Annotated in this window: 23 protein-coding genes; 19 read left to right on the top strand and 4 right to left on the bottom strand. The window is 69.6% G+C overall.

Translation table 11 applies throughout. The features are described from left to right. Positions 1-7: 7 nt before the first annotated feature. Positions 8-961: a PDR/VanB family oxidoreductase gene (locus tag ABTW65_RS09310; protein ID WP_350659757.1), complete on the top strand. Its 954-nt coding sequence runs from the start codon at positions 8-10 to the stop codon at positions 959-961. A 176-nt stretch (positions 962-1,137) separates the two neighbouring features. Continuing rightward, positions 1,138-2,499 (top strand): MFS transporter, encoded by a 1,362-nt coding sequence (locus ABTW65_RS09315; protein WP_350659758.1) that lies wholly within the window; start codon positions 1,138-1,140, stop codon positions 2,497-2,499. Between the two features lie 126 nt (positions 2,500-2,625). Here the strand turns inward: ABTW65_RS09315 and mftR are convergent, their stop codons facing one another. Then, the gene (gene mftR / locus ABTW65_RS09320) at positions 2,626-3,237 is read right to left on the bottom strand and encodes a mycofactocin system transcriptional regulator MftR (protein ID WP_350659759.1); all 612 of its coding nucleotides are present in this window, start codon (positions 3,235-3,237) and stop codon (positions 2,626-2,628) included. A 130-nt stretch (positions 3,238-3,367) separates the two neighbouring features. On the opposite strand from mftR, the gene mftA reads away from it, so the two are divergent. The 9 genes from mftA (at position 3,368) to ABTW65_RS09365 (ending at position 13,884) form a co-directional block, all read left to right on the top strand. Beyond that, positions 3,368-3,481, top strand: coding sequence for a mycofactocin precursor MftA (mftA, locus tag ABTW65_RS09325; RefSeq protein ID WP_350659760.1), 114 nt, complete (start codon positions 3,368-3,370; stop codon positions 3,479-3,481). Beyond that, positions 3,481-3,750: a mycofactocin biosynthesis chaperone MftB gene (mftB, locus tag ABTW65_RS09330; protein WP_350659761.1), complete on the top strand. Its 270-nt coding sequence runs from the start codon at positions 3,481-3,483 to the stop codon at positions 3,748-3,750. Before mftA ends, mftB begins: the two co-directional genes overlap by 1 nt. A gap of 10 nt (positions 3,751-3,760) precedes the next feature. After that, positions 3,761-4,984 carry a mycofactocin radical SAM maturase gene (gene mftC / locus ABTW65_RS09335; RefSeq protein ID WP_350659762.1) on the top strand — a complete coding sequence of 408 codons (1,224 nt, stop codon included), beginning with the start codon at positions 3,761-3,763 and terminating at the stop codon, positions 4,982-4,984. A gap of 25 nt (positions 4,985-5,009) precedes the next feature. After that, positions 5,010-6,248: a pre-mycofactocin synthase MftD gene (mftD, locus tag ABTW65_RS09340; protein ID WP_350659763.1), complete on the top strand. Its 1,239-nt coding sequence runs from the start codon at positions 5,010-5,012 to the stop codon at positions 6,246-6,248. Beyond that, positions 6,245-6,916, top strand: a complete 672-nt coding sequence (gene mftE / locus ABTW65_RS09345; RefSeq protein WP_350659764.1) for a mycofactocin biosynthesis peptidyl-dipeptidase MftE — start codon at positions 6,245-6,247, stop codon at positions 6,914-6,916. Before mftD ends, mftE begins: the two co-directional genes overlap by 4 nt. After that, positions 6,913-7,704 (top strand): mycofactocin-coupled SDR family oxidoreductase, encoded by a 792-nt coding sequence (locus tag ABTW65_RS09350; protein ID WP_350659765.1) that lies wholly within the window; start codon positions 6,913-6,915, stop codon positions 7,702-7,704. The genes mftE and ABTW65_RS09350 overlap by 4 nt, the downstream gene beginning before the upstream one ends. Before the next feature lie 11 nt (positions 7,705-7,715). Beyond that, positions 7,716-9,113, top strand: a complete 1,398-nt coding sequence (gene mftF, locus ABTW65_RS09355; RefSeq protein ID WP_350659766.1) for a mycofactocin biosynthesis glycosyltransferase MftF — start codon at positions 7,716-7,718, stop codon at positions 9,111-9,113. A 155-nt stretch (positions 9,114-9,268) separates the two neighbouring features. After that, positions 9,269-10,393, top strand: a complete 1,125-nt coding sequence (locus tag ABTW65_RS09360; protein ID WP_350659767.1) for a sugar phosphate isomerase/epimerase family protein — start codon at positions 9,269-9,271, stop codon at positions 10,391-10,393. Positions 10,394-10,578: 185 nt separating this feature from the next. After that, positions 10,579-13,884: a PQQ-dependent sugar dehydrogenase gene (locus ABTW65_RS09365; protein ID WP_350659768.1), complete on the top strand. Its 3,306-nt coding sequence runs from the start codon at positions 10,579-10,581 to the stop codon at positions 13,882-13,884. 59 nt (positions 13,885-13,943) lie between these two features. On the opposite strand, the gene ABTW65_RS09370 is transcribed toward ABTW65_RS09365, so the two are convergent. Genes ABTW65_RS09370 through ABTW65_RS09380 form a run of 3 tightly spaced genes read right to left on the bottom strand, consistent with a single transcriptional unit; the run spans position 13,944 to position 16,404 of the window. Next, positions 13,944-14,804, bottom strand: a complete 861-nt coding sequence (locus ABTW65_RS09370) for an alpha/beta fold hydrolase (protein ID WP_350659769.1) — start codon at positions 14,802-14,804, stop codon at positions 13,944-13,946. Continuing rightward, positions 14,801-15,793: an NADP-dependent oxidoreductase gene (locus tag ABTW65_RS09375; RefSeq protein WP_350659770.1), complete on the bottom strand. Its 993-nt coding sequence runs from the start codon at positions 15,791-15,793 to the stop codon at positions 14,801-14,803. Before ABTW65_RS09375 ends, ABTW65_RS09370 begins: the two co-directional genes overlap by 4 nt. Next, a complete protein-coding gene (locus tag ABTW65_RS09380; protein ID WP_350659771.1) occupies positions 15,790-16,404 on the bottom strand; it encodes a TetR/AcrR family transcriptional regulator in 615 nt (204 codons plus the stop codon). The genes ABTW65_RS09375 and ABTW65_RS09380 overlap by 4 nt, the downstream gene beginning before the upstream one ends. A 90-nt stretch (positions 16,405-16,494) precedes the next feature. Here ABTW65_RS09380 and ABTW65_RS09385 point away from each other — a divergent pair, with 90 nt between their 5' ends. From ABTW65_RS09385 to ABTW65_RS09420, 8 genes are all read left to right on the top strand, one after another. Beyond that, positions 16,495-17,742 (top strand): NADH:flavin oxidoreductase/NADH oxidase family protein, encoded by a 1,248-nt coding sequence (locus ABTW65_RS09385; protein WP_350659772.1) that lies wholly within the window; start codon positions 16,495-16,497, stop codon positions 17,740-17,742. Then, positions 17,739-18,632, top strand: a complete 894-nt coding sequence (locus ABTW65_RS09390; RefSeq protein ID WP_350659773.1) for an SDR family NAD(P)-dependent oxidoreductase — start codon at positions 17,739-17,741, stop codon at positions 18,630-18,632. Before ABTW65_RS09385 ends, ABTW65_RS09390 begins: the two co-directional genes overlap by 4 nt. Then, complete coding sequence (locus tag ABTW65_RS09395) at positions 18,629-19,483, top strand: alpha/beta fold hydrolase (RefSeq protein WP_350659774.1); 855 nt, start codon at positions 18,629-18,631, stop codon at positions 19,481-19,483. The genes ABTW65_RS09390 and ABTW65_RS09395 overlap by 4 nt, the downstream gene beginning before the upstream one ends. 10 nt (positions 19,484-19,493) lie before the next feature. Then, positions 19,494-20,237 carry a hypothetical protein gene (locus tag ABTW65_RS09400; RefSeq protein WP_350659775.1) on the top strand — a complete coding sequence of 248 codons (744 nt, stop codon included), beginning with the start codon at positions 19,494-19,496 and terminating at the stop codon, positions 20,235-20,237. Positions 20,238-20,409: 172 nt separating this feature from the next. Further along, positions 20,410-22,035, top strand: a complete 1,626-nt coding sequence (locus ABTW65_RS09405; RefSeq protein WP_350659777.1) for an AMP-binding protein — start codon at positions 20,410-20,412, stop codon at positions 22,033-22,035. Then, entirely contained in the window at positions 22,032-22,841 is an 810-nt protein-coding gene (locus ABTW65_RS09410; RefSeq protein WP_350659778.1) for an enoyl-CoA hydratase/isomerase family protein, read from the top strand. The genes ABTW65_RS09405 and ABTW65_RS09410 overlap by 4 nt, the downstream gene beginning before the upstream one ends. Next, positions 22,834-23,595 (top strand): SDR family NAD(P)-dependent oxidoreductase, encoded by a 762-nt coding sequence (locus tag ABTW65_RS09415; protein WP_350659779.1) that lies wholly within the window; start codon positions 22,834-22,836, stop codon positions 23,593-23,595. Before ABTW65_RS09410 ends, ABTW65_RS09415 begins: the two co-directional genes overlap by 8 nt. Then, positions 23,592-24,818 (top strand): acetyl-CoA C-acetyltransferase, encoded by a 1,227-nt coding sequence (locus tag ABTW65_RS09420; protein WP_350659780.1) that lies wholly within the window; start codon positions 23,592-23,594, stop codon positions 24,816-24,818. Before ABTW65_RS09415 ends, ABTW65_RS09420 begins: the two co-directional genes overlap by 4 nt. The last annotated feature ends 16 nt before the right edge of the window (positions 24,819-24,834 follow it).

Genomic DNA, 24,834 nt, shown 5'->3' on the forward strand with positions numbered 1-24,834 from the left:
CAGATCGATGACCGACATCAAGGTCCGTGTCACTCATATCGGGGTCGAGACCCCGCACATCCGTACGCTGCGGCTCGTCCGTGAGGACGGCCGGACGTTCGAGCGCTACCGAGCCGGAGCCCACATCGACGTGGTCGGTCCGACCGGAGTGCTGCGCCAGTATTCGCTGTGCAGCCCGCCGTCCGAGAGCGATTCACAGCTGATCGCGGTCAAGCTCGAGCCAGACTCGCGTGGCGGCAGTTCGGCGATGCACCAGGTGGGCGAGGGCGACGTCCTCGCTGTCGGGGAGCCGCGCAACCTCGTCTCCGTCGTCGAAGGCGCCGACCAGCACCTGCTCGTCGCCGGCGGCATCGGGATCACCCCGATGCTGAGTCTCGCCTACGAGCTGCACGCGTGTGGTGAGGAGTTCCGGCTGGTCTACTTCGCCCGGTCCCGCGAGCATGCCGCCTTCCTGGACCTGCTCGAAGACGCCGACTTCGCGAACCGTGTCGAGATCCATCTGGGCGTGCCTCGTACTGACCAGAGCACGTTGTTGCGCGACGCGCTCGAGACGATGACCGCGAGCAGCCACGTCTACACCTGTGGCCCGACCGGCTTCATGGAGCAGGTGACCGCGGTGGCCGCGCCCGTGGTCGGTGAGCGCAACGTACACGTCGAGCACTTCGAGGCTGCCGAGATCGACACCTCCGAGGACGACGCGTTCACGGTCGAGCTCGATACGGGGGAGTCCTTCGAGGTCCCCGCCGACCGCTCGATCCTGTCGGTGCTGACCGACAACGGGATCGACGTGTTCAAGTCCTGCGAGGAGGGGATCTGCGGCTCGTGCGTCTCCGGAGTCCTCGAAGGCGTCCCCGACCATCGGGACAACTGCCTCTCCGCGGCCGACAAGGAGGCCGGCGACCAGATGGCGCTGTGCGTCTCCCGGGCCAAGAGCCCGAAGCTCGTCATCGAGCTGTACTGACGCCATCGCCGGTAGGGGAAACCCTCAACGGGCTGCGGTCAATGCCAATGGAGCCCGGGCGTCAACGTTCCTAGCGTGGAACCACCCCCTCGCGAGGGTCGGAGCACATCCGCAGTCGCACGATGCCGTGCGGTTGAGGGATGATCTGCTCCTCGCGCCTTACCGACAGGACAGTCATGACCACGACATCCCGCGTCGACACCGACGGATCGGATCTGACCTCCACCAAAGGCGGCGTCGCCCGCCTCGCCTTCGCCAGCGGCGTCGGAACCTCTCTGGAGTTCTACGACTTCGCCATCTACGGCACGGCGACCGCACTCGTCTTCACCGACACCTTCTTCCGGACCAACAACCCCTGGTTCAGCACCTTCATGGGCCTGGCGACCTTCGCCATCGGCTTCCTGATGGCACCGGTCGGTGCGGTGCTGTTCGGCTGGGTCGGCGACCGGTACGGCCGCAAGTCCGCGCTGCTGATGACGTTCATCGGTATGGGCGTCGCCACGATGGTGATGGGCATGCTGCCCACATACGCCCAGATCGGCGTCGCCGCGCCGATCCTGCTGGTGCTGCTCCGCATGGTGCACGGCCTGTGCCGGGGCGGGGAGACCGGTGGCGCTGCCGTGCTCGCGATCGAGCACGCCCCCGACGACAAGCGGGCCCGGTACGGCGTCTTCGTGGCGCTCGGGTCGCCGATCGGATCGATCCTGGCCAACCTCGCCTTCGCGGCGGTGCTGCTCCTCCCGGCCGCCAGTGTGGAGAGCTGGGGCTGGCGGATCCCGTTCCTCATCGGTGGTGTCGTGTTGTTCCTCGGTATCTGGATCCGCCGGGGCGTCTCGGAGAGCCCGGTCTTCCAGCGGATGATGCGCGAGGAGGGCGAGACGCTGAAGAACCAGCTCCCGGTCTTCGCCGTACTCAAGACCAACTGGCGTCGCGTCGTGCTCGCCGCCGGCGTCAACATCGGCCTGAACTCGAGCACCTTCGCTCTCGCCATCTTCATGCTCTCGTACGCCACGGCGGCCGCCCCCGAGGGTCTCGGTCTGCCGCGTCAGCCCATCGTCAACGCCAGCATCGCCGCCCTGCTGATGCACGCGGTCGCGAACGTACTGTCCGCCTGGGCTGCCGACCGGCTCGGTCGCCGGCCGGTGATGATGGTCGGCGCGGCCGGCTCGATCGCGTCGGCGCTGGTGATCTTCCACCTCGCCGAGGCGGGCAGCGTGGCCGGCGTGGCCGCCGCGATGATCATCGGGTTCACCACCACCGGGATCCTCTTCGGACCGATGTACACCTTCTTCACTGAGCTCTTCCCGCGCGACCAGCGCCAGTCGGGGATGGGCGTCTCCTTCCACGTCGGCGCGGTGCTGGGCGGCGGCATCTCGCCGCTGATCGCGAATCGGATCATGGCGGGCACCGGCGAGGCGACGTACGTCGGCTATTACCTGGCCGCGACGTGCGCGCTCTCGTTGATCTGCCTCTGCCTGCTGCCCGAGACCGCACCCCGGGCCCTGGCCCGGGCCAGGCTCAGGACCCAGTTCAGCTGAACCTGATCGGGAACCGTCCGGGCTGTCATGGCGTCGCGATCCGCGTCGTCGTGACAGCCCGGTTTCGTACAGTGACAACGAATTTGTTGCGGCAAGCCCGTAGCCGCGTCGCCGTAGTGGCAGGCCTCAGCTCGAGACGTACGTGCGCAGGTGGGCCATCGTGGCGTCGAGCAGGTCGGGGAGCGAGGCGTCCTCGTCGGCGAGCCAGGCCTGGTACGAGGTCAGGGCGAGGGCGAGCGAGACCTGGCCGATGGTCTGGGGGAGCAGGTCGTCGGGGCGCCCGTCGGTGCGCTCGGCGACGTACTCGGCGATGACCTCGCGCCAGCTCGCGTAGCGGAGCACCGAGTGGGCCTGGAGTGCCGGGGTGGACAGGATCAGGCGCATCCGGTCGCGGTGGCTGGGGCTGGCGTCGGTGGGGAAGTCGTTGAAGGCGAGTACGCCGCGGTGGACCGCCTCGTGCAGCGGGAGGTCGGCGGGCATGGAGCGAAGGATCTCGCGGAAGCCGTCGAGCGTGCGGTCGAACTGCCCCCAGGGGATGTCGTTCTTCGAGGGGTAGTAGCGGGTGATGGTGCGCCTGCCGACCCCGATCGCCTCGCCGATGTCGTCGAGGGTGGTGGCCTCGAAGCCCCTGGTCACGAAGAGCCGGAAGGCGGCCTGCTCGATCTCCGCGTGCGTGGTCGCGGCGGGGCGTCCGCGGAGCGAGCTGCGCCGCGTCGCGGGAGCGGGGCTGGTCGGCATTCGTCGGAATCTATCAGCCGCCTCAGACGCGCCGAATGCAAAAGAGTTCCCGGTTCGAGACAACCTCTATCTTTTTGACCTTGAGTGTCATTAATGTGTTGTGCGTCACTCGAGATGAAGGAGAGCTGTCATGAACCCTGAAGAGAACACCCAGGTCGTGGACGAGGCCCTGACCGAGGCTGTGCAGATCGAGGATGGGCTGATCGAGGAGGTCTCGATCGACGGCATGTGCGGCGTCTACTGATGCTCGTCACGCTGGAGAGCGCGTGGGCGTTGTCGCCGTCGGTCGAGCTGCGGCCCGAGCCCTTCGGGGCGTTGGCCTATCACTTCGGGAACCGGAAGCTGACCTTCCTCAAGCGTCCCGAGCTGGTGGCGGTGGTACGCGCCCTGGAGTCGCACCCGGACGTGCGCGGTGCGCTCGTGGCATCGGGAGTGCCGGAGGGCCAGCACGCTGCGTACGTCGCTGCGCTCTCCGGCCTGGCCCGGACCGACATGATCCGTCCCGTGACGTGAGGAGCCTGTGATGAAGCTGGTGGAGCACTTCGAGCTCGGCCTGGATGCGCCGATCTGCCTGACCTGGGAGCTGACGTATGCGTGCAACCTGGAGTGCGCGCACTGCCTGTCGAGCAGCGGCCGGCGCGACCCGCGTGAGCTGAGCACCGAGCAGTGCGAGGCGGTGATCGACGAGCTGCAGCGGATGCAGGTCTTCTACGTGAACATCGGCGGTGGCGAGCCGACCGTACGCCCCGACTTCTGGCACCTGGTCGAATACGCCGTCGCCCACGACGTCGGGGTGAAGTTCTCGACCAACGGCGTGCGGCTCACCCCGGAGCGAGCGCGGTGGCTGGCCGCCAGTGACTATGTGGATGTCCAGATCTCGCTGGACGGCGCCACCGCCGAGGTCAACGACCGGGTGCGGGGGACGGGGTCCTACGACACCGCGATCACCGCGCTGCGCAACTTGCACGAGGCGGGATTCCGCGACGCCAAGCTCAGCGTGGTCTGCACCCGCGAGAACATCGGGCAGCTCGACGAGTTCAAGGCGATCGCCGACCGGTTCGGGGCGACGCTGCGGCTGACCCGGCTGCGTCCCTCGGGCCGCGGTGCGGACGTGTGGGACGAGCTCCATCCGCTGCCCGAGCAGCAGCGAGAGCTGTACGAATGGCTTGTCGCCAACGGAGACAACGTGCTCACCGGGGACTCCTTCTTCCACCTGGCCGCGTTCGGGCCCGAGGACGGCAGCGGTGCGCTGCCCGGCCTGAACCTGTGCGGCGCCGGCCGGGTGGTGTGCCTGATCGATCCGGTGGGCGATGTCTATGCCTGTCCGTTCGCGATCCACGACCAGTTCCTCGCGGGCAACCTGCTCACCGACGGCGGCTTCGACAAGGTGTGGAAGACCTCGGCGCTCTTCCAGGAGCTGCGTGAGCCGCAGACCGGTGGCGCCTGCTCGGGCTGCGCCCACTACGACTCGTGTCGCGGAGGCTGCATGGCAGCGAAGTTCTTCACCGGTCTGCCGCTGGACGGGCCGGACCCGGAGTGTGTCCAGGGATACGGCGAGTCCGCGCTGGCCGGGGCCCGGACCATTCCGGCGGCCGGCCAGGACCACTCCCGCAGCGCCCCCAGCCGCAACGCGCCGGTGCTGCTGACCCTCTCCCGACGGCGTCCGGACTCGGATCTGGACCCACCCGTGAGCCCGCCGGTGAGTGCGTGCGCCGAGTCGCCGCTGGCCGGCTTCGCCCCCAACTGAACCTCTTGAAGAAGCGAGAACAGATATGGCCTGGAAGAACCCCTGGAAGCAGAACCCGTGGTTCGAGTCCGTCGCGGTGGCGCAGGAGCGTGCCCGCAAACGGCTGCCGAAGCCCGTGTACGCGGCCCTGCTGGCCGGCTCCGAGCGTGGCCAGACGATCGCGGACAACCAGCAGGCGTTCGCCGACCTCGGGCTCGCTCCGCACGTGGCCGGCCATCACGACAAGCGCGAGCTGGCGACCTCGGTGCTGGGCCAGGAGATCGGGTTCCCGGTGATCATCTCGCCCACCGGCGTACAGGCTGTTCATCCCGACGGTGAGGTCGCGGTCGCGCGGGCGGCGGCGGCCCGGGGCACGGTGATGGGGCTGTCCAACTTCGCTTCGAAGTCGGTCGAGGAGGTCGTGGAGGCCAACGCGGCGACGTTCTTCCAGATGTACTGGACCGGTGACCGTGACGTGATGATCCGCCGGATGCGCCGGGCCCACGCGGCCGGGGCGAAGGCGCTGATCGCCACCCTCGACTGGTCCTTCTCCATGGGCCGTGACTGGGGCAGCCCGGAGATCCCGGAGAAGGTCGATCTCTCCGCGATGCTCAGGTTCGCGCCCCAGGTGATGAGCCGGGGGAGATGGCTGGCGGCGTACGCCCGCAGCGGCGGCATCCCGGACCTGACCGCGCCCAACCTGGCACCGATCGCCGACGACGGCAGCCTGGGGGAGCCACCCACGTTCTTCGGTGCCTACTACGAGTGGATGACCACGCCGCCGCCGTCGTGGGACGACGTCGCTTGGATGGTGGCCACCTGGAAGGAACTGAGCGGAGGCAAACCGTTCATGCTCAAGGGCGTGTGCCGGGTCGACGACGCGCTGCGCGCGGTCGACGCGGGCGTGGACGCGATCTCGGTCTCCAACCACGGCGGCAACAACCTCGACGGCACCCCGGCCACCATCCGGGTGCTGCCCCCGATCGCCACCGCGGTGGGCGACCAGATCGAGGTCCTCCTCGACGGTGGCGTACGCCGCGGCTCCGACGTCGCCAAGGCGCTGGCACTGGGCGCGCGTGCGGTGATGGTCGGGCGTGCCTACCTGTGGGGCCTGGGTGCCAACGGTCAGGCCGGTGTCGAGAACGTCCTCGACATCCTCCGCAACGGCCTCGACTCCGCGGTCCTCGGCATGGGCAAGGCCTCCGTCCACGACCTCACCCCGGAGGATCTGGTGATCCCCGACGGCTTCGAGCTCGCCCTGGGCCGACCACTGGGCCGGCCGTGAGCCTGGTCGACCGTCCCTGGCCGGAGATCGTGCCGGGCGGCACGATCCTGGTGCCGGTCGGATCCATCGAGCAGCACGGCCCGCACCTGCCCCTCGACGTCGACACAGTGATCGCGACCGCGGTGGCAAACGAGCTCGCCCCGCTCATCGGCGCCTCCGTCGCGCCGGCGGTGCCGATCGGTGCCAGTGGGGAGCACCAGTCGTTTCCCGGGACCATCTCGATCGGGACCGCGGTGCTGACCTCGGTCCTCGTCGAGCTCGGTCGCTCGCTGACCACCTGGGCCTCCCGGGTTGTCCTGGTCAACGGTCACGGCGGCAACCTGGACGCGGTCACGGCCGCCGTGACGGTCCTTCGCGCCGAGGGGAGAGAGGTCTCCTGGGTGCCCTGTCAGGTCCCGGACGCGGATCCGCACGCCGGCCGGACCGAGACTTCGCTCATGCTGCACCTGGCCCCCGAACGGGTACGTCTGCGGCAGGCCGTCCCCGGCAACACCCGCCCGATCACCGAGCTGCTGCCGGCGATGCGGGCAGGCGGCGTCGAAGCCGTCTCGGCCAACGGCGTCCTCGGCGACCCGACCGGAGCGAGCGCCGAGCAGGGCAAGCGCATCCTCGAGGCGATGGTCGTCGCTGCCTATGACCGGCTCCAGATCGGAGCGGCGGCACGATGAGCGTCGAGACGACACGGGTCGCACTGGTGACCGGCGCCGCGCGCGGGATCGGCGCGGCGACCGTGCGTGGCCTGGTGGCCGAGGGCGTACGCGTCGTCGCACTCGACTGGTGCGCTGGGGAGGACTCTCCGGCCGCCTACCCCCAGGCCACCAAGGCCGACCTGGACACCCTGGTCGCCTCGCTCCCGGCCGGCCGGGTCGAACCGGTCGTCGGTGACGTACGGGACCCGGCTGCGCTGACCGCCGCGGTCGATGCCGCGCAACAGAGGTGGGGACGGCTCGACATCGCCGTCGCAGGCGCGGCGGTGATCGCCGGCGGGCGCCCGCTGTGGGAGGACACCTCGCTCGACCTGCAGTGGCAGATCGACGTCGCCGGGGTCTGGAACACCGCGGCGGCCGCCGTCCCGGCGATGCTCGCCGGGCCCGATCCCAGCGGCTGCCGGTTCGTCGCGCTCGCCTCCGCAGCGGGCTCGCGCGGACTGTTCCACCTCGCCGCCTACAACGCCGCGAAGCATGCCGTGATCGGTCTGGTGCGAGGCCTGGCCGCCGACCTGGCCGGCACGGGCGTGACCGCCTGCGCCGTCTCACCGGGCTCCACCGACACCGCGATGCTCGCCGCGACCGCCGACCTCTACGCGGTCGGCCCCGACGACCTCGCCGCCCACCAGCTCCTACGCCGCCCGCTCACACCCGACGAGGTCGCCGCCACCGTCGTCCACGCCTGCTCGCGCGCCGGAGCGGTGCTCAACGGCTCGGTCGTCGCCGCCGACGGAGGCTTCGGCGGATGACACTTCAGCGGATGAGGCTGCCGGATGGGTTCACGGTGCGGGTGCGCGATGACGTACGCCTCCTGCCCACGCCAGACGGCGGGTTGTCGCTGGTCGGCGGCTCCCCGTTGCGGTCCATGCGCCTGGTGTCCACGGCTGCCGACCGCGTGGCCGACAGGCAGGTGCAGGTTGACGATGCCACCTCCGACCTCGTCGCTCGCCGCCTGCTCGACGGCAACCTCGCCGACCCCGCGGGCCTCGCGCCCGTCGACCCGACCGAGCTCACCGTCATCGTCCCGGCCCACGACCGGCCCGAGCTTCTCGACCGCTGCCTGGCCGCCCTGAGCGGGCTCGGCGTCATCGTCGTCGACGACGCCTCCCGCGACCCGGAGGCCGTCGCGGAGGTCGTACGCCGCCACGGCGCCAACCTCCTCGCGCTGACCGACAACCTCGGACCCGCCGGCGCCCGAAACGCCGGACTCGCCCGGGTCGCCACGACCTACGTCGCCTTCGTGGACTCCGACGTCACCGCCGCCCCGAAGATGCTCGCCCAGTTGGCCGGTCATCTCGCGGACCCTCGGGTCGCGCTGGTGGGGCCACTGGTGCGGGGGCACAGCGACAAGGCTCGGCCGGCGTGGTTCGAACGCCACGACATGGCCGCCTCCTCGCTCTCCCTCGGCACCAGAGCATGCTCGGTACGTCCCGGCGCGGCCGTCGGCTGGCTGCCGTCGGCATGCCTGGTCGCCCGCACCTCGACTTTGCAAGAGACCGGCGGGTTCGCCGGCGATCTGCGCGTGGGCGAGGACGTCGACCTGGTCTGGCGCCTGGTCGAGGCCGGGCACGTGGTCCGCTACGCCCCCGACCTCGGGGCCCTGCACGAGGTCCGCGGCACCGTACGCGGCTGGCTCGGCCGCAAGCTCGTCTACGGCACCGGCGGCGCTGAGCTCGGCCGCCGCCACGGGGACGCGATCGCCCCGGCCGTACTCTCCCCGGCAATGGCCGCCGCCGGAGCCGCGATTCTCGCCGGCAGCTGGTGGTCGGCACCCGCGGCGCTCGCCTCGCTGGTCTGGGGCAGCCGCGTCGTCTCGGATGCTCTCCCCGACGTACCCGGCCGCCGCGGCCTCGCCTCCCGTCTCGCCGTGAGAGGACTCGGCTGGTCGCTGCGGCAGGAGTCAGCGCTGCTGCTGCGTCACTGGTGGCCGCTCACGCTGGTCGCCTGCCTGTTCAGCCGCACCGCCCGCCGGATGGTGCTCGCCGCGCTCGTGGTCGACACCGCCGTCGCCTTCCACGAGAACGATGTCCGTCCCACGACTCTCCTCGGCCGTCGCCTCGACGACCTCGCCTACGGTGCCGGACTCTGGCTCGGCGCCGCGAGATCGCGGTCAGTGCAGTGCCTCACCCCGCGCCTCGTGCGCCGGGCATCACGATAGACACTAGGGGACTTTCGAAAGAAACTTGCTTACTTTCGCATGGTGAATTTGGACTATTGACTGGTGCTTCGCTGAAACCGTAAGTTGACGATCGCACAACGTGACGCAGGTCACAGTTGCGGCTCACTTGGCTTCACCCTCCCGAAGGAGCACTGATGCGCAACCGTCCCACCCCTGCCGCGAACCACGAGGTTCCGGCTATCGCACGCAAGCTCGGGCTCAACCGTCGGCAGTTGCTGGCGGCCACGACAGGCATGGCCGCGGCGGGGATCGCCCTCGGCGGTGTCCCTCTCGCCGGATCCGCCGCAGCCGACGCGCTGCTGATCCCGCGGCCGCGGCGCGGCATCATCCTCTACACGGTGCGCGACGCAATCAGCCGCGATCCGGCCACCAGCCCGTACGCCTCGGGGTTCAAGGCGGTCTTCGAGGAGCTGTCGAAGATCGGCTACCGGCAGATCGAGTTCGCGGGCTACAACCAGAACGCCAACGCGCCCGGCGGCAACGTCAACAACATCGATGGTGCACACCTGCTGCGGCTGTGGCTCGATGACAACGGTCTCGAGGCCGAGGGGAACCACGGGTCGGTTCCCTCCACGATCACCGATGCGTCACTGGCTGCGTTCGATGCGGCGTGCGAGGTCGCGAACATCTTGGGGATGAGGCACATCGGGACCGGAAGCGACCCCACCGGGTCGGCCTACCTGGCTGACTGGCAGGCCGCAGCCGATCGCTGGAACATCCTCGGTGAGCGCGCTGCCGGACACGGGCTCAAGCTCTACACGCACAACCACGACATCGCGTACAGCTTCCTCCTGGACAGCGGACCCAACGATGCGCTGGGCCGCCCGACCCGGTCCTCCGGCGTGCGCCGGCTGGAGTGGTTCCTGGCGAACACCGACCCCGGCCACGTGTCGCTGGAGATGGACATCTACTGGGCGCACGTTGCGCAGTACAAGCACCACACCTACACCGCTCCCGACGGCACTCTCGTCGAGGACCGCTTCGACCCGCTCGAGGTCGTCAAGTCGGCGCCCATGCGCTTCCCGCTCTTCCATGCGAAGGACGGCAAGAAGGACGAGACGCAGGCCAACGGTTACGTGATGGCGCCGTTCGGGGAGGGCGACATCGACTACCAGGCCTTCTTCGGCGACATGCCGGCACGGGGCTACCACAACCCGATGTGGGAGCAGGACACCGCGCCCGGCGGTGCGATGAACCCAGGCCAGTCCCTGGCCCTGGCCAAGCTGAGCTACCAGAACATGGACGAGCTCCGCGGCTGACCGGCCGCCACCTCTCCCTTCGCTGACAGCCGGAGCGCGCCCTCACCGGGTCGCGCTCCGGCCACCGGCGTGCTCGCACGCCCTCCTCCGGCTTCGCCCGCCTCGCTCTCCAAGGAACCGTCATGCCCAAACACAGCACAATCGGTGGGATACCCCGCCGTCGTGCCCGGCGTTCACTCCTCGCGGTGACCTCCGGGCTCGCGCTCGCTCTCACCTCCGGGCTCGCACTCGCGACGTCCGCTGCCGCCCACGACGGCGTCGACCACGGCACCGAGCCCGGGGCCGGCCTCGCTCTGGACTGGTCCAACTACGAGAAGGTCACTCTCACCAAGGACACCGGTGAGCCGATCGACATGGCCGTCCTGCCGGACCGGCGCGTGCTCACCACTGCGCGCAACGGCGACATCCGGCTCGTCGACCCTGACGCCGGTACGACCCGCGTGGTCAACACGATTCCGACATACAACAACTCCGAGGACGGCCTGCAGACGGTCACCCTCGCGCCCGACTTCGAGGAGTCGGGCTGGGTCTACCTCTATTACGCGCCGCGCACCATGACCGGCCCGTACCCGTCGACCACGCCGCCCGGCTCGGCACCCAACACGCTGCCCGCCGGTCAGACCGAGGCGTACTGGGACCAGTGGAAGGGCTACAACCAGCTCACCCGCGTGAAGTGGGACGAGGCCGCCGACAAGCTGGATCTCGCGACCGAGCAGGTGATCCTCAAGGTCGAGGTGCAGCGCGGCCAGTGCTGCCACGTCGCCGGCGACGTCGACTTTGACGACCAGGGCAACGTCTACCTGGCCACGGGTGACAACACTCCGGCAGGTACGCCGGGCGCGAACGGGTTCGCGCCCAACAACGACGCCCCCGGGTTCAACCCCGGCTTCGACTCCCGCCGCGGCGCGGGCAACACGAACGACCTGCGCGGCAAGATCCTGCGGGTCGCGGTTCAGGAGGACGGCTCGTACACCATCCCCGAGGGCAACCTCTTCGCCCCCGGCACGGAGAAGACGAGGCCGGAGATCTTCGCGATGGGTCTGCGCAACCCGTTCCGGATCGATGTCGACCCCGTCACGGACTCGGTGAGCTGGGGCGACTACGGCCCGGACGCCGGGGCGCCGAACCCGGAGCGTGGCCCGATGGGGTACGTCGAGTGGGAGACGACCGCGATCGACGAGCCGATCAACGGCGGCTGGCCCTACTGCACCGGCGACCACTTCAACTACAACGAGTGGGACTTCGAGACGGCGACGCCGGGGGAGTTCTTCGACTGCGCCGCTGGTGCGGAGAACAACTCGCGGTGGAACACGGGACTCTCGACGGTCCCGCCGGCCACGGCCGCGACCCTCTACTACGGCGACAACAACACCCACCAGCCGTGGCCGGAGCTGACCGACTTCGGTCCGGCAGGCGGCCAGGGGCCCATGGGCGGTCCGGTGTACCACTACGACGCGGACAACCCCTCGCCGACGAAGTTCCCCGAGTACTGGGACGGCAAGGCGTTCTTCGCCGAGTTCTCGCAGGACTACCTGGCGGCGTTCACCGTCGACTGGCCAAGCGGACCGGTCTCGCACATCGAGCAGTTCCTGCCCAACACCGATCTCGAGACGAACCGGCAGCCGATCACCGACAGCCCGATCGACATCGAGTTCGGGCCGGACGGGTCGCTCTACGTACTCGACTACGGTGACGGCTTCTTCCGCGCCAACCCGGATGCCGGGCTCTATCGGATCGACTACAGCGTCGGCAACAAGGCACCGCGCGCGGACATCGTCGCCGACCCCATCTCCAGCAGCTCGGCACCGCTGACCGTCGACTTCGACGGTTCGGGCTCGGTCGACCCTGAAGGCGGTGCGCTCACCTACGAGTGGGACCTGGACGGCGACGGCACCTTCGACGCCACCGGGGCGACCACGTCGCACACCTACGACGAGCTCGGCCGCTACACCGCCCGGCTACGGGTCACCGACGCCGAGGGGCGTCGCGGCATCACCTCGACCGCGATCAGCGTGGGCAACGTCGCGCCGACGATCGAGGTGGCCACGCCGGCCGAGGGAGGCTTCTTCGACTGGGGTCAGGCGGTGCCGTTCGATGTGAAGACCGACGACGCCGAGGACGGGAACGCGACGGTGTGCTCACGGGTGACCTGGACGTTCGGCCTCGGGCACGACGTCCACGCCCACCCGCTCAGCCAGGGGACCGGGTGCCGATTCGCGATCCCGACGCCCGCCGACGCCACCGAGCACGGCGAGACGGAGAACATCTACGGAGTCGTCGTCATCGGCTACACCGACAACGGCGCCAACGGTGTGCCGGCGGCCCGGTCCGAGGTGTCGATGATCCTCAACCCGAAGTCGCAGGAGGCCGAGTGGGCCGACGCCTCCGAGGGCGTCGCCATCGCTCCGGACGACACCGCGAGCGGCTTGCGGAAGGTCACCTCGCTCGATGCGGGCGACTGGCTCTCCTGGAAGCCCGTCAACTTCGACGGCATCACCTCGGCCAAGCTGCGCGCCAGCGGCACCGGCACCGTGAAGCTGCGATGGGGGTCGGCCGACGCGACGCCGTTCGCCTCGTTCGACGTCGCCAGCGAGGACTGGTCCGAGACGACGTCCGACCTGACCGGGGCGCCGTCGGGCAGCGGCGAGCTGTTCGTGACCTCCACCGGCGGCGTCACCCTGGATCGGATCAGGTTCGTCGGCGACGGCTTCGCCGACGTCACGCCTCCCACGGTCACCGCGACGCTCAACCCGGCGCAGCCGACCGGGCAGAACGGCTGGTGGACGGGGAACGTGTCCGTGGCGGTAGCGGCGACCGACAACGGCACCGTCGCCTCACGGCAGCGCTCGACCAACGGCGGCCAGACCTGGGAGAACGCGAACAACCCGCTCACGGTGTCCGCGGAAGGCGTCACGACCGTGCACTACCGCGCGACCGACAACGGCGGCAACGTCTCCGAGGTAGGACAGGTCGTGGTGCGGATCGACAAGACCGCTCCGCAGGTCGCGGTCGACGGTGTCTCCGACGGTGGCACGGTCGGCAACTCCGGCGATGCGTCATGGTCGGCCACCGACGCCACCTCAGGTGTCGGGTCCGTGGTCGCGACCCTGGACGGTGCCGCGGTCGCCGGCGACGAGATCGCCCTGTGGCGGCTCTCGCTCGGGTCACACACCCTCGAGATCACCGCGACCGACAAGGCGGGACACGCGACGACGAGAACGGTGACGTTCACGACCACCACCTCGTTGGCCGAGCTCACCGCCCTGACCGAGCGGCTCGCCCGCTCTGGTGAGATCACGCCCGCCGGGGAGAGCGTCCTCGAGAAGCGGCTCAGGCAGGCTGCCAAGCACGTCGACGCCGGGCGCAACGCCTCCGCGCGGTCGCAGCTGCAGGAGTACGCCGACCTGGCGGCCAGCTCGCTCAACGTCGCCGATGCCGACGCTCGTGCCGCGCTGCAGCGGGACGCTCGGGCGGTGATCAGCCAACTCTGACGGTGACTCTTCCGTGCGGGTCCAAGGGCATGTCCCTTGGGCCCGCACCGGCGTGCAGATCAGTCGGTGAGGAACTCCGCGGCGACCGGGGCGAACTTCTCGTGGAACTGGAAGATCCCGCCGTGACCGGAGTTGGGGTAGATGATCAGCTGGCTGTCCTTGATGCGGCGATGGAGGTCTTCAGAGAGAGCCGTGGGCACCATCCGGTCGTGGTCGCCGTTGGCGATCAGCGTCGGCATGGTGAGCGCCGACAGATCCGACGGGGCGGAGCGACCGTACTTCTGGATCGCCTTCAGCTGGGTACGCAGCGCCTTGATGGTGGCCGGCCGGTCACGGTCGATGGTGCGTTCCTGGAGCCGCTTGACGAAGGCCTTCGCGGCCGACTTTCCGGTGGCGTCGCGGTTGAAGAAGAGGAACTCCTTGGGGTCTGACCTGGTCAGCGTCGCCCGGAGGATGTCCCAATAGGTGACTCCGGCGACCTTCTCGATGTCCTTGCCGCCCCTGGGCCCGGTGCCGGTCAGCACGAGCCTGCGGACCAGGCCGGGGTGCTCGAGGATCAGGTCCTGGGCGATCATGCCTCCCATCGAGAAGGAGAAGATGTCGATCTCCTCGAAGCCGAGTGCCGCGATGAACTCGTAGGCGTGATCGGCAGCGGCCTCGATGGTGTCGGGCACCTCTCCGGTCGAGGCGCCGACGCCGCGCTGGTCGAAGGTGATGACGTGTCGCTTCTCGGCGATGGGATCGATGATGCGGGGGTCCCAGTTGTCCAGGGTCGCCGCGAGATGCACGAAGAAGATGACGGGTACGCCGCCCTTCGGGCCGAGCTCGCGGTAGGCGTACGTCACGTCGCCGACGGTGACGGAGCGGGTCGGGGCCTGCTCGTAGGAGGTGACGACGGGCTCGTTGCCGGGGATGCTCATCGGGTCACCACGATCTTGCCGTTGGCCTTGCCCTGCTCGACGTACGCCATCGCTTCGATCGTGTCGGCGAAGGGGAAGGTGCGGTCGAGGACCGGCCGGAGGATGCCCTCGTCGTAGAGCGCGGCGAGGGTCGTGAGCTGGGTGCCGTTCGCCTCCATGAAGAGGAACGAGTAGCGCACGCCGAGCTTCTTGGCGCGGGATCGGATCTTGCGGCTCAACAGGGCCATGACGGGCTTGAGGAGCGGCTTGCCCAGCTGGTCCGCCATGTGCGGGTCAGGTGGGCCGACCACGCTGATCGCCAGACCGCCCGGCTTCAGGACGGTCAGCGACTTCTCGAGGCTGGCCGTCCCGAGTGAGTCGAGCACGACGTCGTAGCCGGACAGGACCTCGGCGAAGTCGGTGCTGGTGAAGTCGATGACCTCGTCGGCACCGAGCGCCCGGACCCTTTCGACGTCTCGGGTGTGGGCGGTTGTCGCGACGTAGGCGCCGAGGTGCTTGGCGACCTGGATGACGGTGGAGCCGAGGCCACCGCCTCCGGCGTGAACCAGGACCTTCTGGCCGGGCTTGACGCTGGCCAGGCCGACCAGGGCCTGCCATGCGGCGAGCGCGACCAGGGGTACGGCCGCGGCCTCCTCGAACGTCAAGGTCCTCGGCTTGAGCGAGATGTCATCGGAGTCGATGGCGATCTGCTCGGCGAAGGTGCCGATGCGCAGGTCGCGCGCCCGGGCGAAGATCTCGTCGCCGACCTTGAAGTCACGGACCTCCGACCCGACCTCGGTGATCATGCCGGAGACGTCGTGGCCGAGGGTGAACGGCGGCTTGTACTTCAGCAGCTGCTTGAACTCCCCGTTGCGGACCATCTTGTCGAGCGGGTTGATGCTCGCGGCGCGGACGTCGACCAGGACGTCGCGAGGCCCGACCGTCGGCGCCGGAACATCGGCCGCCTCGAGGCCGTCCGGACCGTAGTGGGTGACGACGAAGGCCTTCATGGTGACTCCTGGGTGGGTGTTCCCGCGGAGCCCGGACGGGCTCCCGCGATGGTCATGGCTTGGGTGTAGGCCGCGGCGAGGATGCGGTCGGAGAGCTCGGCGTCGGTGACGGCGCGAGCCAGCTGCAGGGAGCCGACCAGGAGCGTGAAGATGCCGATCGCGCGCTCGTCGGTCTGCTGGGCGTCGCCCTCGTCGAGGTGGCGCGAGATCGCCTCGATCATCGAGCGGGCGCCGTCGGTGTAGGCGTCCCGGGTCGTCGCGTCGCAGCGGCCGATCTCGTCCAGGAGGGCGGCCGACGGGCAGCCTTCGGCGAGATCGTCGCGGTGCTCGGCCGAGAGGTACTCGCGGAGGAAGGCCTCGACGGACGCGAGGCCCGCGGGCAGCGCGTCGACGACGGCGACCTGGTCGGTGAGCTGCTGGGTCACGACCGAGGCGACCAGGTCTTCCTTCGAGTCGAAGTGACCGTAGAAGGCTCCGTTGGTCAGTCCGGCGTCGGCGACCAGCGTCGCGATGCCCGAGCCGTCGATGCCGTCGCTCTTGAACCGGCGGCCGGCGGTCTCGATCATCCGGCGCCGCGTCGCTTCCTTGTGCTCCGGGCTGTATCTCGCCATGAGGTGAATCTCCTTCCAGGGGTTGTCAGTACCTTAGCATTATGACCATACTATTACGAACGTACTGCAATCCACGAACTGGAGCATCCCATGGCCTCGCTTGCTGATCCGCTCGATCTTCCGTCCGGCGTACGCCTGCCCAACCGCATCGCCAAGGCGGCGTTGAGCGAGGCTCTGGGTGATGCGGACAACTCGCCCGACGAGCGCCTCGTCACGCTCTACCGCCGCTGGGCGCAGGGCGGCTACGGCCTGCTGGTCACCGGCAACATCATGGTCGACCGCCGGCACCTCGGGGAGCCGGGCAACGTCGTGATCGAGGACGACCGTGCCCTCCCGCAGCTGACCGCGTGGACCAAGGCAGCGCACGACGGTGGCGCCGCGATCTTCGCCCAGCTCAACCATCCGGGCCGTCAGTCCAACCTGATGGACCTCGGTCATCAGCCGGTCGCGCCGAGCGCCGTGCCGCTCGCGCTTCCCGGTGCGGCCGTTCCTCGCGAGCTCGCCGGCGCGGAGATCGAGGAGATCATCGAGCGCTTCGCCGTCGCGGCGAAGGTCTGTGAGGAGGCCGGCTTCGACGGCGTACAGCTCCACGCGGCGCACGGCTACCTCGCCACCCAGTTCCTCTCGCCGCTGACCAACCTGCGCGAGGACGAATGGGGCGATGACGCCGAGCGGCGCATGCGCTTCCTGATCGAGGTCGTACGCCGCGTACGCGCCCGGGTGGGTCCCGGCTTCGCGGTGTCGGTCAAGCTCAACTCCGCCGACTTCCAGCGTGGCGGGTTCACCGAGGACGACTCGCGCGCCGTCGTCGAGGCCCTGGCCCTGGAGGACGTCGACCTGATCGAGGTCAGCGGCGGCAACTACGAGTCACCCGCCATGTCCGGCACGGCCGCCTCCTCGACCCGGGCACGTGAGGCGTACTTCCTCGACTACGCCCGGTCCGTCCGGAAGGCAGCCGGCGACGTACCGCTGGCGGTGACCGGCGGTTTCCGGTCCCGAGCCGGGATGCAGGATGCGCTCACCGCCGGGGACTGCGACCTCGTCGGCATCGGGCGCCCGACGGTGACCACGACCGACTCCGCCGACGCGATCCTCCGGGGGCACGCAGCGGAGCTGAGCACCCACGAGATCGGGGCCGGCATGCGCGGTCTGCTCGGCCGGTTCACAGATCTGAAGGCTCTCGACGGACTCCTCAACCTCGCCTGGAACACCGACCAGATGCACCGGCTGGCCCGCGGGCAGGAGCCGGATCTCGACCGTGGCGTACTGCGCACCGCGGTGGCCATGGTGCGCCGCAACGGCCGGGTGTCGTTCGCGCCGCGCCGGGGCCTGAAGTGAGCCGCCTCGCGTACGACCTCGCCGACAAGGTCGTCCTGGTCACCGGTGGCAACGGCGGGATCGGGGCCGCCACGGTCGGCACCCTGCTCGACCGGGGAGCCCGGGTGGCGGTCGCCGACATCGACCCGACGACGCCCGTACGAGCCGGCGCGCTGCATGCCTCCGACTCGTTCGGCTGCGTCGCCGACGTCCGCGACCCCGCCTCGCTCGAGGCGGCGGTCAGCCAGACTGTCGACCGGTTCGGCCGCCTCGACGTCGTGATCGCCAACGCCGGCCTCCTGGCCAAGGCCGCCACGCTGCGCAACACGCCCACCGCGGACATCGAGGCCACCCTCGCGGTCAACGTGACCGGTGTCGCGAACACGGTCTCGGCCGCACTTCCCCAAGTGATCGCACAGCGTGGCCAGGTCGTCCTGATCAGCTCCGTCTTCGCCTTCCTCAACGGCATGGGCACGATTCCGTACGCCATGAGCAAGGCAGCCGTCGAGCAGCTAGGGCGCGGCCTCCGCGTCGAGCTCGCCGACCACGGGGTCTCGGTCCTGACGGCCTACTTCTCGCTCGTCCAGACCGACATGATCGCCCGCGGCGTCGACCAGGATCCGGTCGTCATGGAGCTGCTCGGCGCGCTGCCCAAGGCGATGCTGAAGCGGATCACCCCGGCACAGGCCGCGGCCGGCATCGCCGACGGGCTCGAGGCCCGCGCGGCCCGCGTCATCCTGCCGAACCTGTGGCGTCCCGTCTCCTCCTGGCGCGGCTTCCTGGGACCCGTGCTGGACTCCCGCTTCGCCCGCGACCGCCGCATCCTCGACGTCCTCGCCCGTCTCGACGCCCGTCTCTCCACACCTCCCGCCGCCGTCCCGGCGGCACTCTCACGAAGGAACGAGTCATGACCACCACCTGGAAGTCCACCCCCAACAAGACGATCGACGTCGGCGGCACCTCGTTCGCGTACCGCGAGCTCGGCAAGCCCGGCGGCGTACCGGTGGTGTTCCTGCATCACTTCACCGCCGTCCTCGACGACTGGGACCCGCGCGTCCTCGACGGGGTCGCCGCACAGCACCATGTGATCGCCTTCGACAACCGCGGTGTCGGCGCGACCGGCGGCCGGGTGCCGAACGACATCGAGGAGATGGGCGCCGACGCCATCGCCTTCATCCGCACGCTCGGCCACGAGCAGGTCGACCTGATCGGCTTCTCGCTCGGTGGTGCCGTCGCCCAGATGGTCGCCCTCCAAGCGCCCGATCTTGTACGCCGCATGGTGGTGGCCGGCAGCGGCCCGCGCGGTGGCGGCGGCATCTGGAAGATGCCGTTCATCGTCGGTGGTGCCTACACCAAGGCGTTCCTGGCTCGGAAGGATCCGCGCCACTTCCTGTTCTTCCAGCGCACCGCGGAGGGCAAGAAGGCGGCCAACGCCTACTTCGAGCGGCTCGCGGAGCGTACGACTGGTCGGGACAAGCCGATCTCCGCGCAGGCGGGACTGGCCCAGCTGCGCGCGATCACCAGCGCGGGGATGCATCCCGCCGACGACCTGGAGCAGATCAAGATCCCGGTCTTCGTCGCCAACGGTGACAAGGACCTGATGGTCGCGAGCGAGCACTCCAAGGACATGGCGGCCCGGCTGCCCGACTCCCGGCTGCGGATCTATCCGGCCTCCGGTCATGGCGGCGTGTTCCAGTACCACCACGAGTTCGTCCCCGAGGTCTTGGACTTCCTCGGCTCGAAGACCGAGTCCGCGGCCTGAGCCGGCAGTGATGAGTCGACCGGACTTCCTGACCGTCGATGCCTTCCTGCGACCGCCCGGCGGGCGGATCAGATGGCGGCGCGACCTCAGGCGCACGATCGAGACCGGCATCGACGGCCTGCGTGGCGTCACGGTGAACTACGCCAACAACGGCACCCACTCCCTCGCGCCGAACCTCCTGCCGGGCGGTTGTGCGCTCGTCGCCGCGTGGGAGTCGGCGGAGGTGGCCGAGGCCGCCTTCGCCGGTCCGCTGCGCCGAGCCATCGACGGGCCCGGACGGTTCAGCCTCGACAGCGAGATCGTGCGGGTGAGGATCGACTCCGAGTCCGAGCGCGACCACTGGCACGGCTGGAAGCCCAGCGCCGAAGGCGCGGAGCCGCTCGCGGACGGGGAGCCCATGGTCGCGGTCGTCCACGGCATCCTCCGGCATGGCCGGCTCGTCGAGTTCATGCGCAACAACCTGCACGCGGCGAGCCGCGCCGCCCACCACCCCGGGCACCGCGGCAGCATCGACATCTCGGCTCAGCTGCCGTACGAGCACACCTCGATCAGCCTCTGGAAGACCTACGCCCTGGCCCGCGACTTCGCGTACAAGAAGGGCGGCCATGCCAGCGCCATGAGCCATGCGCTGAAGCAGAAGACCCACCGCGTCGGCGTCTTCCTGCAGGCCCGGCCGCTGGCCTGCACCGGGACGCTCGGCATCGACCAGCCGCCCTACCCGCAGCTTCCGGAGGCACGGCGCCCCGGCGCATGATCACACTCCAACCAAGGGGTACGCAGACTCGTTGCTGCGTACCCCTTGTGCATTTGCGATGCTGTGACTACTGTCACGGTACAAACGTTTCCTGATTTGTACCCACGTCTAGCCGCACGCCTTCGGGCGGTGCCAGGACGAGACGAGGGCGTCGCCGTTCCAAGGAGTAGTCGTGAGCCAGAATCTTGATGGCCGGGTCGGAGAGATTCTCCGTGCATTCGCCTTGCCGACCGCTAGTGCGCCTGAGCTGATGTGCGACCGCCATCCGCGCGATGCGGTCGCGTTCCGGTTCATCGATGCAGGGCTGGACGAGGTGTCGTTGACCTATGGCGAGCTCGCCGACCGTTCGCGACGGATCGCGTCGCTGCTGAGCGAGCACGGGGTGCGCGCCGGTGACCGGGTGGCGACGCTGATGGGCAAGGACGTCGACCTTCCCGCGGTGATGTTGGGCATCTGGCGCCTGGGTGCGGTCTACATGCCGCTGTTCACGGCCTTCGCCGCATCAGCGGTCGCCGACCGTCTGGACCAGGGCGGCGTACGCGTGGTGGTCACCGACAGCGACCAGTTCGGCAAGCTGCCCGAGGGTCGGGTGCGCCTGGTGGCCGGTCTCGAGGACGGGGCCGAGCCTCCTGCGGGTGGCGTCAACCTGGCGGCCGCGGTGGCGGCCGCACCGCTGTGGAGCGAGCCGGCGCCTGCCGGGCCCGAGGTCGAACTGACGCACATGTTCACCTCGGGCACGACGGGCAAGCCCAAGACGGTGATCCACCCGCTCGCGTACCTGGCGGGTTGGCAGGCCTATCTCGAGATCGGTCTCGGGGTCGAGGACGGCGCGGTCTACTGGAACGCCGCCGATCCGGGCTGGGCCTATGGCCTGTACGCCGGGGTGATCGCGCCGATGTGCGTGGGCGTCCCGAACATCGTGAGCACGGCGAAGTTCGATGCCGAGACCACCTGGCGGATCCTGGAGAAGTACGAGGTCACCGATCTGGCGGCGGCGCCCACGATCTTCCGGGGGTTGCGCGGTGCGAAGACACAGGCGGAGCTTCCGGCGCTGAGGCGGCTCTCCAGCGCTGGTGAGCCGCTGACCCCTGATGTGTTCGCTTGGGCGCAGCAGCAGTGGGGGCTGGAGATCCACGACCACTTCGGGCAGACCGAGCTGGGCATGCCCGCCGGCTTCGCCCACCACCCCCACGCCGCCTCCGAGGTCGAGCCGGCGGCGATGGGTCGCAGCTTCCCTGGGTGGTCCCTGACGGCGCTCAGGTTGGACGAGGACGTACCTGCCGAGCCCGGCGAGGTCGGGCGACTGGCGGTGCGGATCGCGGAGAGTCCGTTCTTCACGTTCACCGGATATGGCCAGGATCGTGGTCACCGCGGTGACCGGTTCAGCGCGGACGGCGAGTTCTACCTCAGCGGCGACCTGATCACTATCGATGCCAGCGGTCTGATCCACTTCTCCTCCCGTGACGACGACGTGATCCTGATGGCCGGCTACCGGATCGGACCGTTCGACGTCGAGAGCGCGCTGGGCACGCACCCAGCCGTGACCGAGTGCGCGGTCGTGGCCGCGCCGGACGAGATGCGGGGCGAGATCATCAAGGCGTACGTCGTGCTCACCCCGGGGTTCGAAGGCACCGACGCCCTGGTGAAGGAGCTCCAGGACTGGGTGAAGAAGGAGTACGCCGCCCACGCCTACCCCCGCCAGATCGAGTACGTCGCGGAGCTGCCCAAGACACCGAGCGGCAAGGTGCAGCGCGCGGTGCTGCGCAAGCGGCTCGCCGAGGTCGGCGGCGACCGGTGACCGACCCAGTGAACGGCGTCCTTCTGGCGAGCCGGACCGGCGATGTCGAGACCTGGACGCTGAACCGGCCCGAGTCCCGCAACGCGCTGGACCCGTCGCTGGTGGGTGCGCTGTCGCGGCAGCTCTCCTGTGCCGAGGACGACGGGGTCCGGGTGGTGATCCTCACCGGGGCCGGGGCCGGCTTCTGCGCGGGAGCCGACCTGGCGTACCTGCTCGAATGTGCCCAGAGCGGGGAGTCGCCTCGTCCGCACCTGCGCGAGATCTGCGACCTCACCCTCGCGATGGAGTCCAGCCCGATCGTCTTCATCGCCGCCCTGCACGGGTTCGCGGTCGCTGGCGGTCTGGAGATCGCGCTGGCGTGCGACCTGGTCATCGCCGCGGCCAGCACCCGGATCGGCGACGGGCACGTGAAGAACAACCTGGTCGCCGGGGGAGGGGCCAGCGTGAGGATGCCCCCGAAGCTCGGCGCCGCCACGGCCGCGTGGCTGGCCCTGACCGGAGAGCTCGTCTCGGCAGAGGACCTCGCGCGAAGGACAGGGTGGCTGCACGAGGTCGTCGCTCCCGACGCACTGCTCGACACCGCCCACACCATGGCCACGGTCCTGACGAGCCGGCCCGCGGGTGCCCAGGACCGCTACAAGCGCCTCATCGTCAACGAACAGGGCGCGACCGCCGCCGCGCTGACGCGGGAGCTCGACATGTTCGACGAGCACTGGAACGGCTCCGACGTGGCCACTGATCTCATCCGTTTCCTCGGCCGCTCCACATCGCGGTCGATCTCCAAGAAGGAGCGAACCGTTGCCTGACCGGTTCACAGACCAGACAGTTCTCGTCACCGGCGGAGCCCAGGGGCTCGGCCTGGCGATGGTCCACCGATTCGCCGCCGAAGGCGCCCGGGTCCATCTCGCCGACGTCAACGCGGACGCCGTCCAGGAGGCGGCCGGAAAGGTCGCCGCGGACGCGCCGATCCCGCCGGTGCCGCACGTCGTCGATGTCACCGACCCCGCGGCCGTCACGGCCTGGGTCGACGGCGTCGCCGAGAGCGATGGGCGCGTGGACGTCCTGGTCAACAACGCCGGGATCATCCGCGACAACCGCGTCGAGAAGATCTCCGTCGAGGACTGGCACGCCGTCATCGACGTCAGCCTGACCGGCTCCTTCCACTGCATCCAAGCAGCTATGCCGCACATGAAGAACCGGAACTATGGCCGGATCATCTCGTTCTCCTCGATGAGCTGGCGGGGCAACTTCGGCCAGGCCAACTACGTCGCGGCCAAGGCCGGCATCGTCGGACTCACCCGCACGATCGCCCTCGAGGGTGCCCGGCACGGGATCACCGCCAACGCGATCGCACCCGGGCTGATCCAGACTCCGATGCTCGCCTCTATGAACGGCCCCGCGCGCGACCTGCTGATCGGCAAGGTCCCGGTCAAGCACCCCGGCGAACCCGAAGACATCGCTGCAGCCGCTGCCTTCCTGGGATCGCCGGAGGCCCGCTACATCACCGGCGTCGTGCTCGACGTCGATGGCGGCATCGGGATCGGATCCTCGATCCGATGAGCGGCCGCCGAACGCCGACAGAGCCGACCGTCATCGTCGCGGGCGCCCGTACGCCGATCGGGAAGCTCCTCGGTGGCCTGCGATCGCTCACCGCGACCGACCTCGGTGGCATCGCCATCAAGGGTGCCCTGGAGAAGGCGCGCGTCTCGCCGGAGCAGGTCGACTACCTGATCATGGGCCACGTCCTCCAGGCCGGTGCCGGCCAGAACCCGGCACGGACCGCCGGACTCAGCGCTGGGCTTCCGGGCAACGTCCCGTCGATCACCATCAACAAGGTCTGCCTCTCAGGTCTGAACGCCATCGCGACTGCCGACCAGTTGATCCGCGCCGGCGAGGCGGAGATCATCGTCGCCGGTGGCATGGAGTCGATGACCAACGCTCCGCGGCTGCTGCCGGGAAGTCGGGAAGGCAGCAAGTACGGCGACATGACCCTCGTCGACCACATGGCCTACGACGGGCTCTACGACCAGACCACCGGTCAGGCGATGGGTGCCTTGACCGAGGCGGTCAACGCCGATCGTGACCCGGCCGTCACCCGCGAGGAGCAGGACGCCTTCGCCGCCCGCTCCCATCAGCGCGCCGCGGTGGCACGGAAGAACGGCCTCTTCGACGACGAGATCGTCCCGGTCACCATCCCGCAGCGCAAGGGCGACGCGGTCCTCGTGACCGCCGACGAAGGCGTACGCGACGACACCACGACCGAGACGCTCGCCAAGCTGCGCCCGTCCTTCTCCAGCACCGGAACGATCACCGCGGGATCCGCCTCGCCGATCTCCGACGGCGCCGCCGCCGTCGTGGTGATGGCCAGGTCCAAGGCCGAGGAGCTGGGCCTGGAGTGGCTCGCCGAGATCGGCGCCCACGGCATGGTCGCCGGCCCCGACTCCACCCTCCAGCTGCAACCGGCCAACGCCACGGCCAAGGCCCTGGAGAAGGAGGGCATCGCCGCGACCGACCTCGACCTGGTCGAGTTCAACGAGGCCTTCGCCGCCGTCGGCATCGAGTCCATGCGCGCCCTCGGCCTGCCTGAGGAGAAGGTCAACGTCAACGGCGGCGCGATCGCGGTCGGCCATCCGCTCGGCTGCTCCGGCACCCGGATCGTGCTCCACCTCGCGCTCGAGCTCCGGCGCCGCGGCGGCGGAGTGGGAGCGGCGGCGCTGTGTGGCGGCGGTGGCCAAGGAGACGCGCTGATCCTGCGGGTGCCTCGAAGGACCTCGGCCGAATGAACTCGACACTCCGATT

It is taken from the genome of Nocardioides sp. NPDC127503 (assembly GCF_040302165.1).
Taxonomy (GTDB): domain Bacteria; phylum Actinomycetota; class Actinomycetes; order Propionibacteriales; family Nocardioidaceae; genus Nocardioides.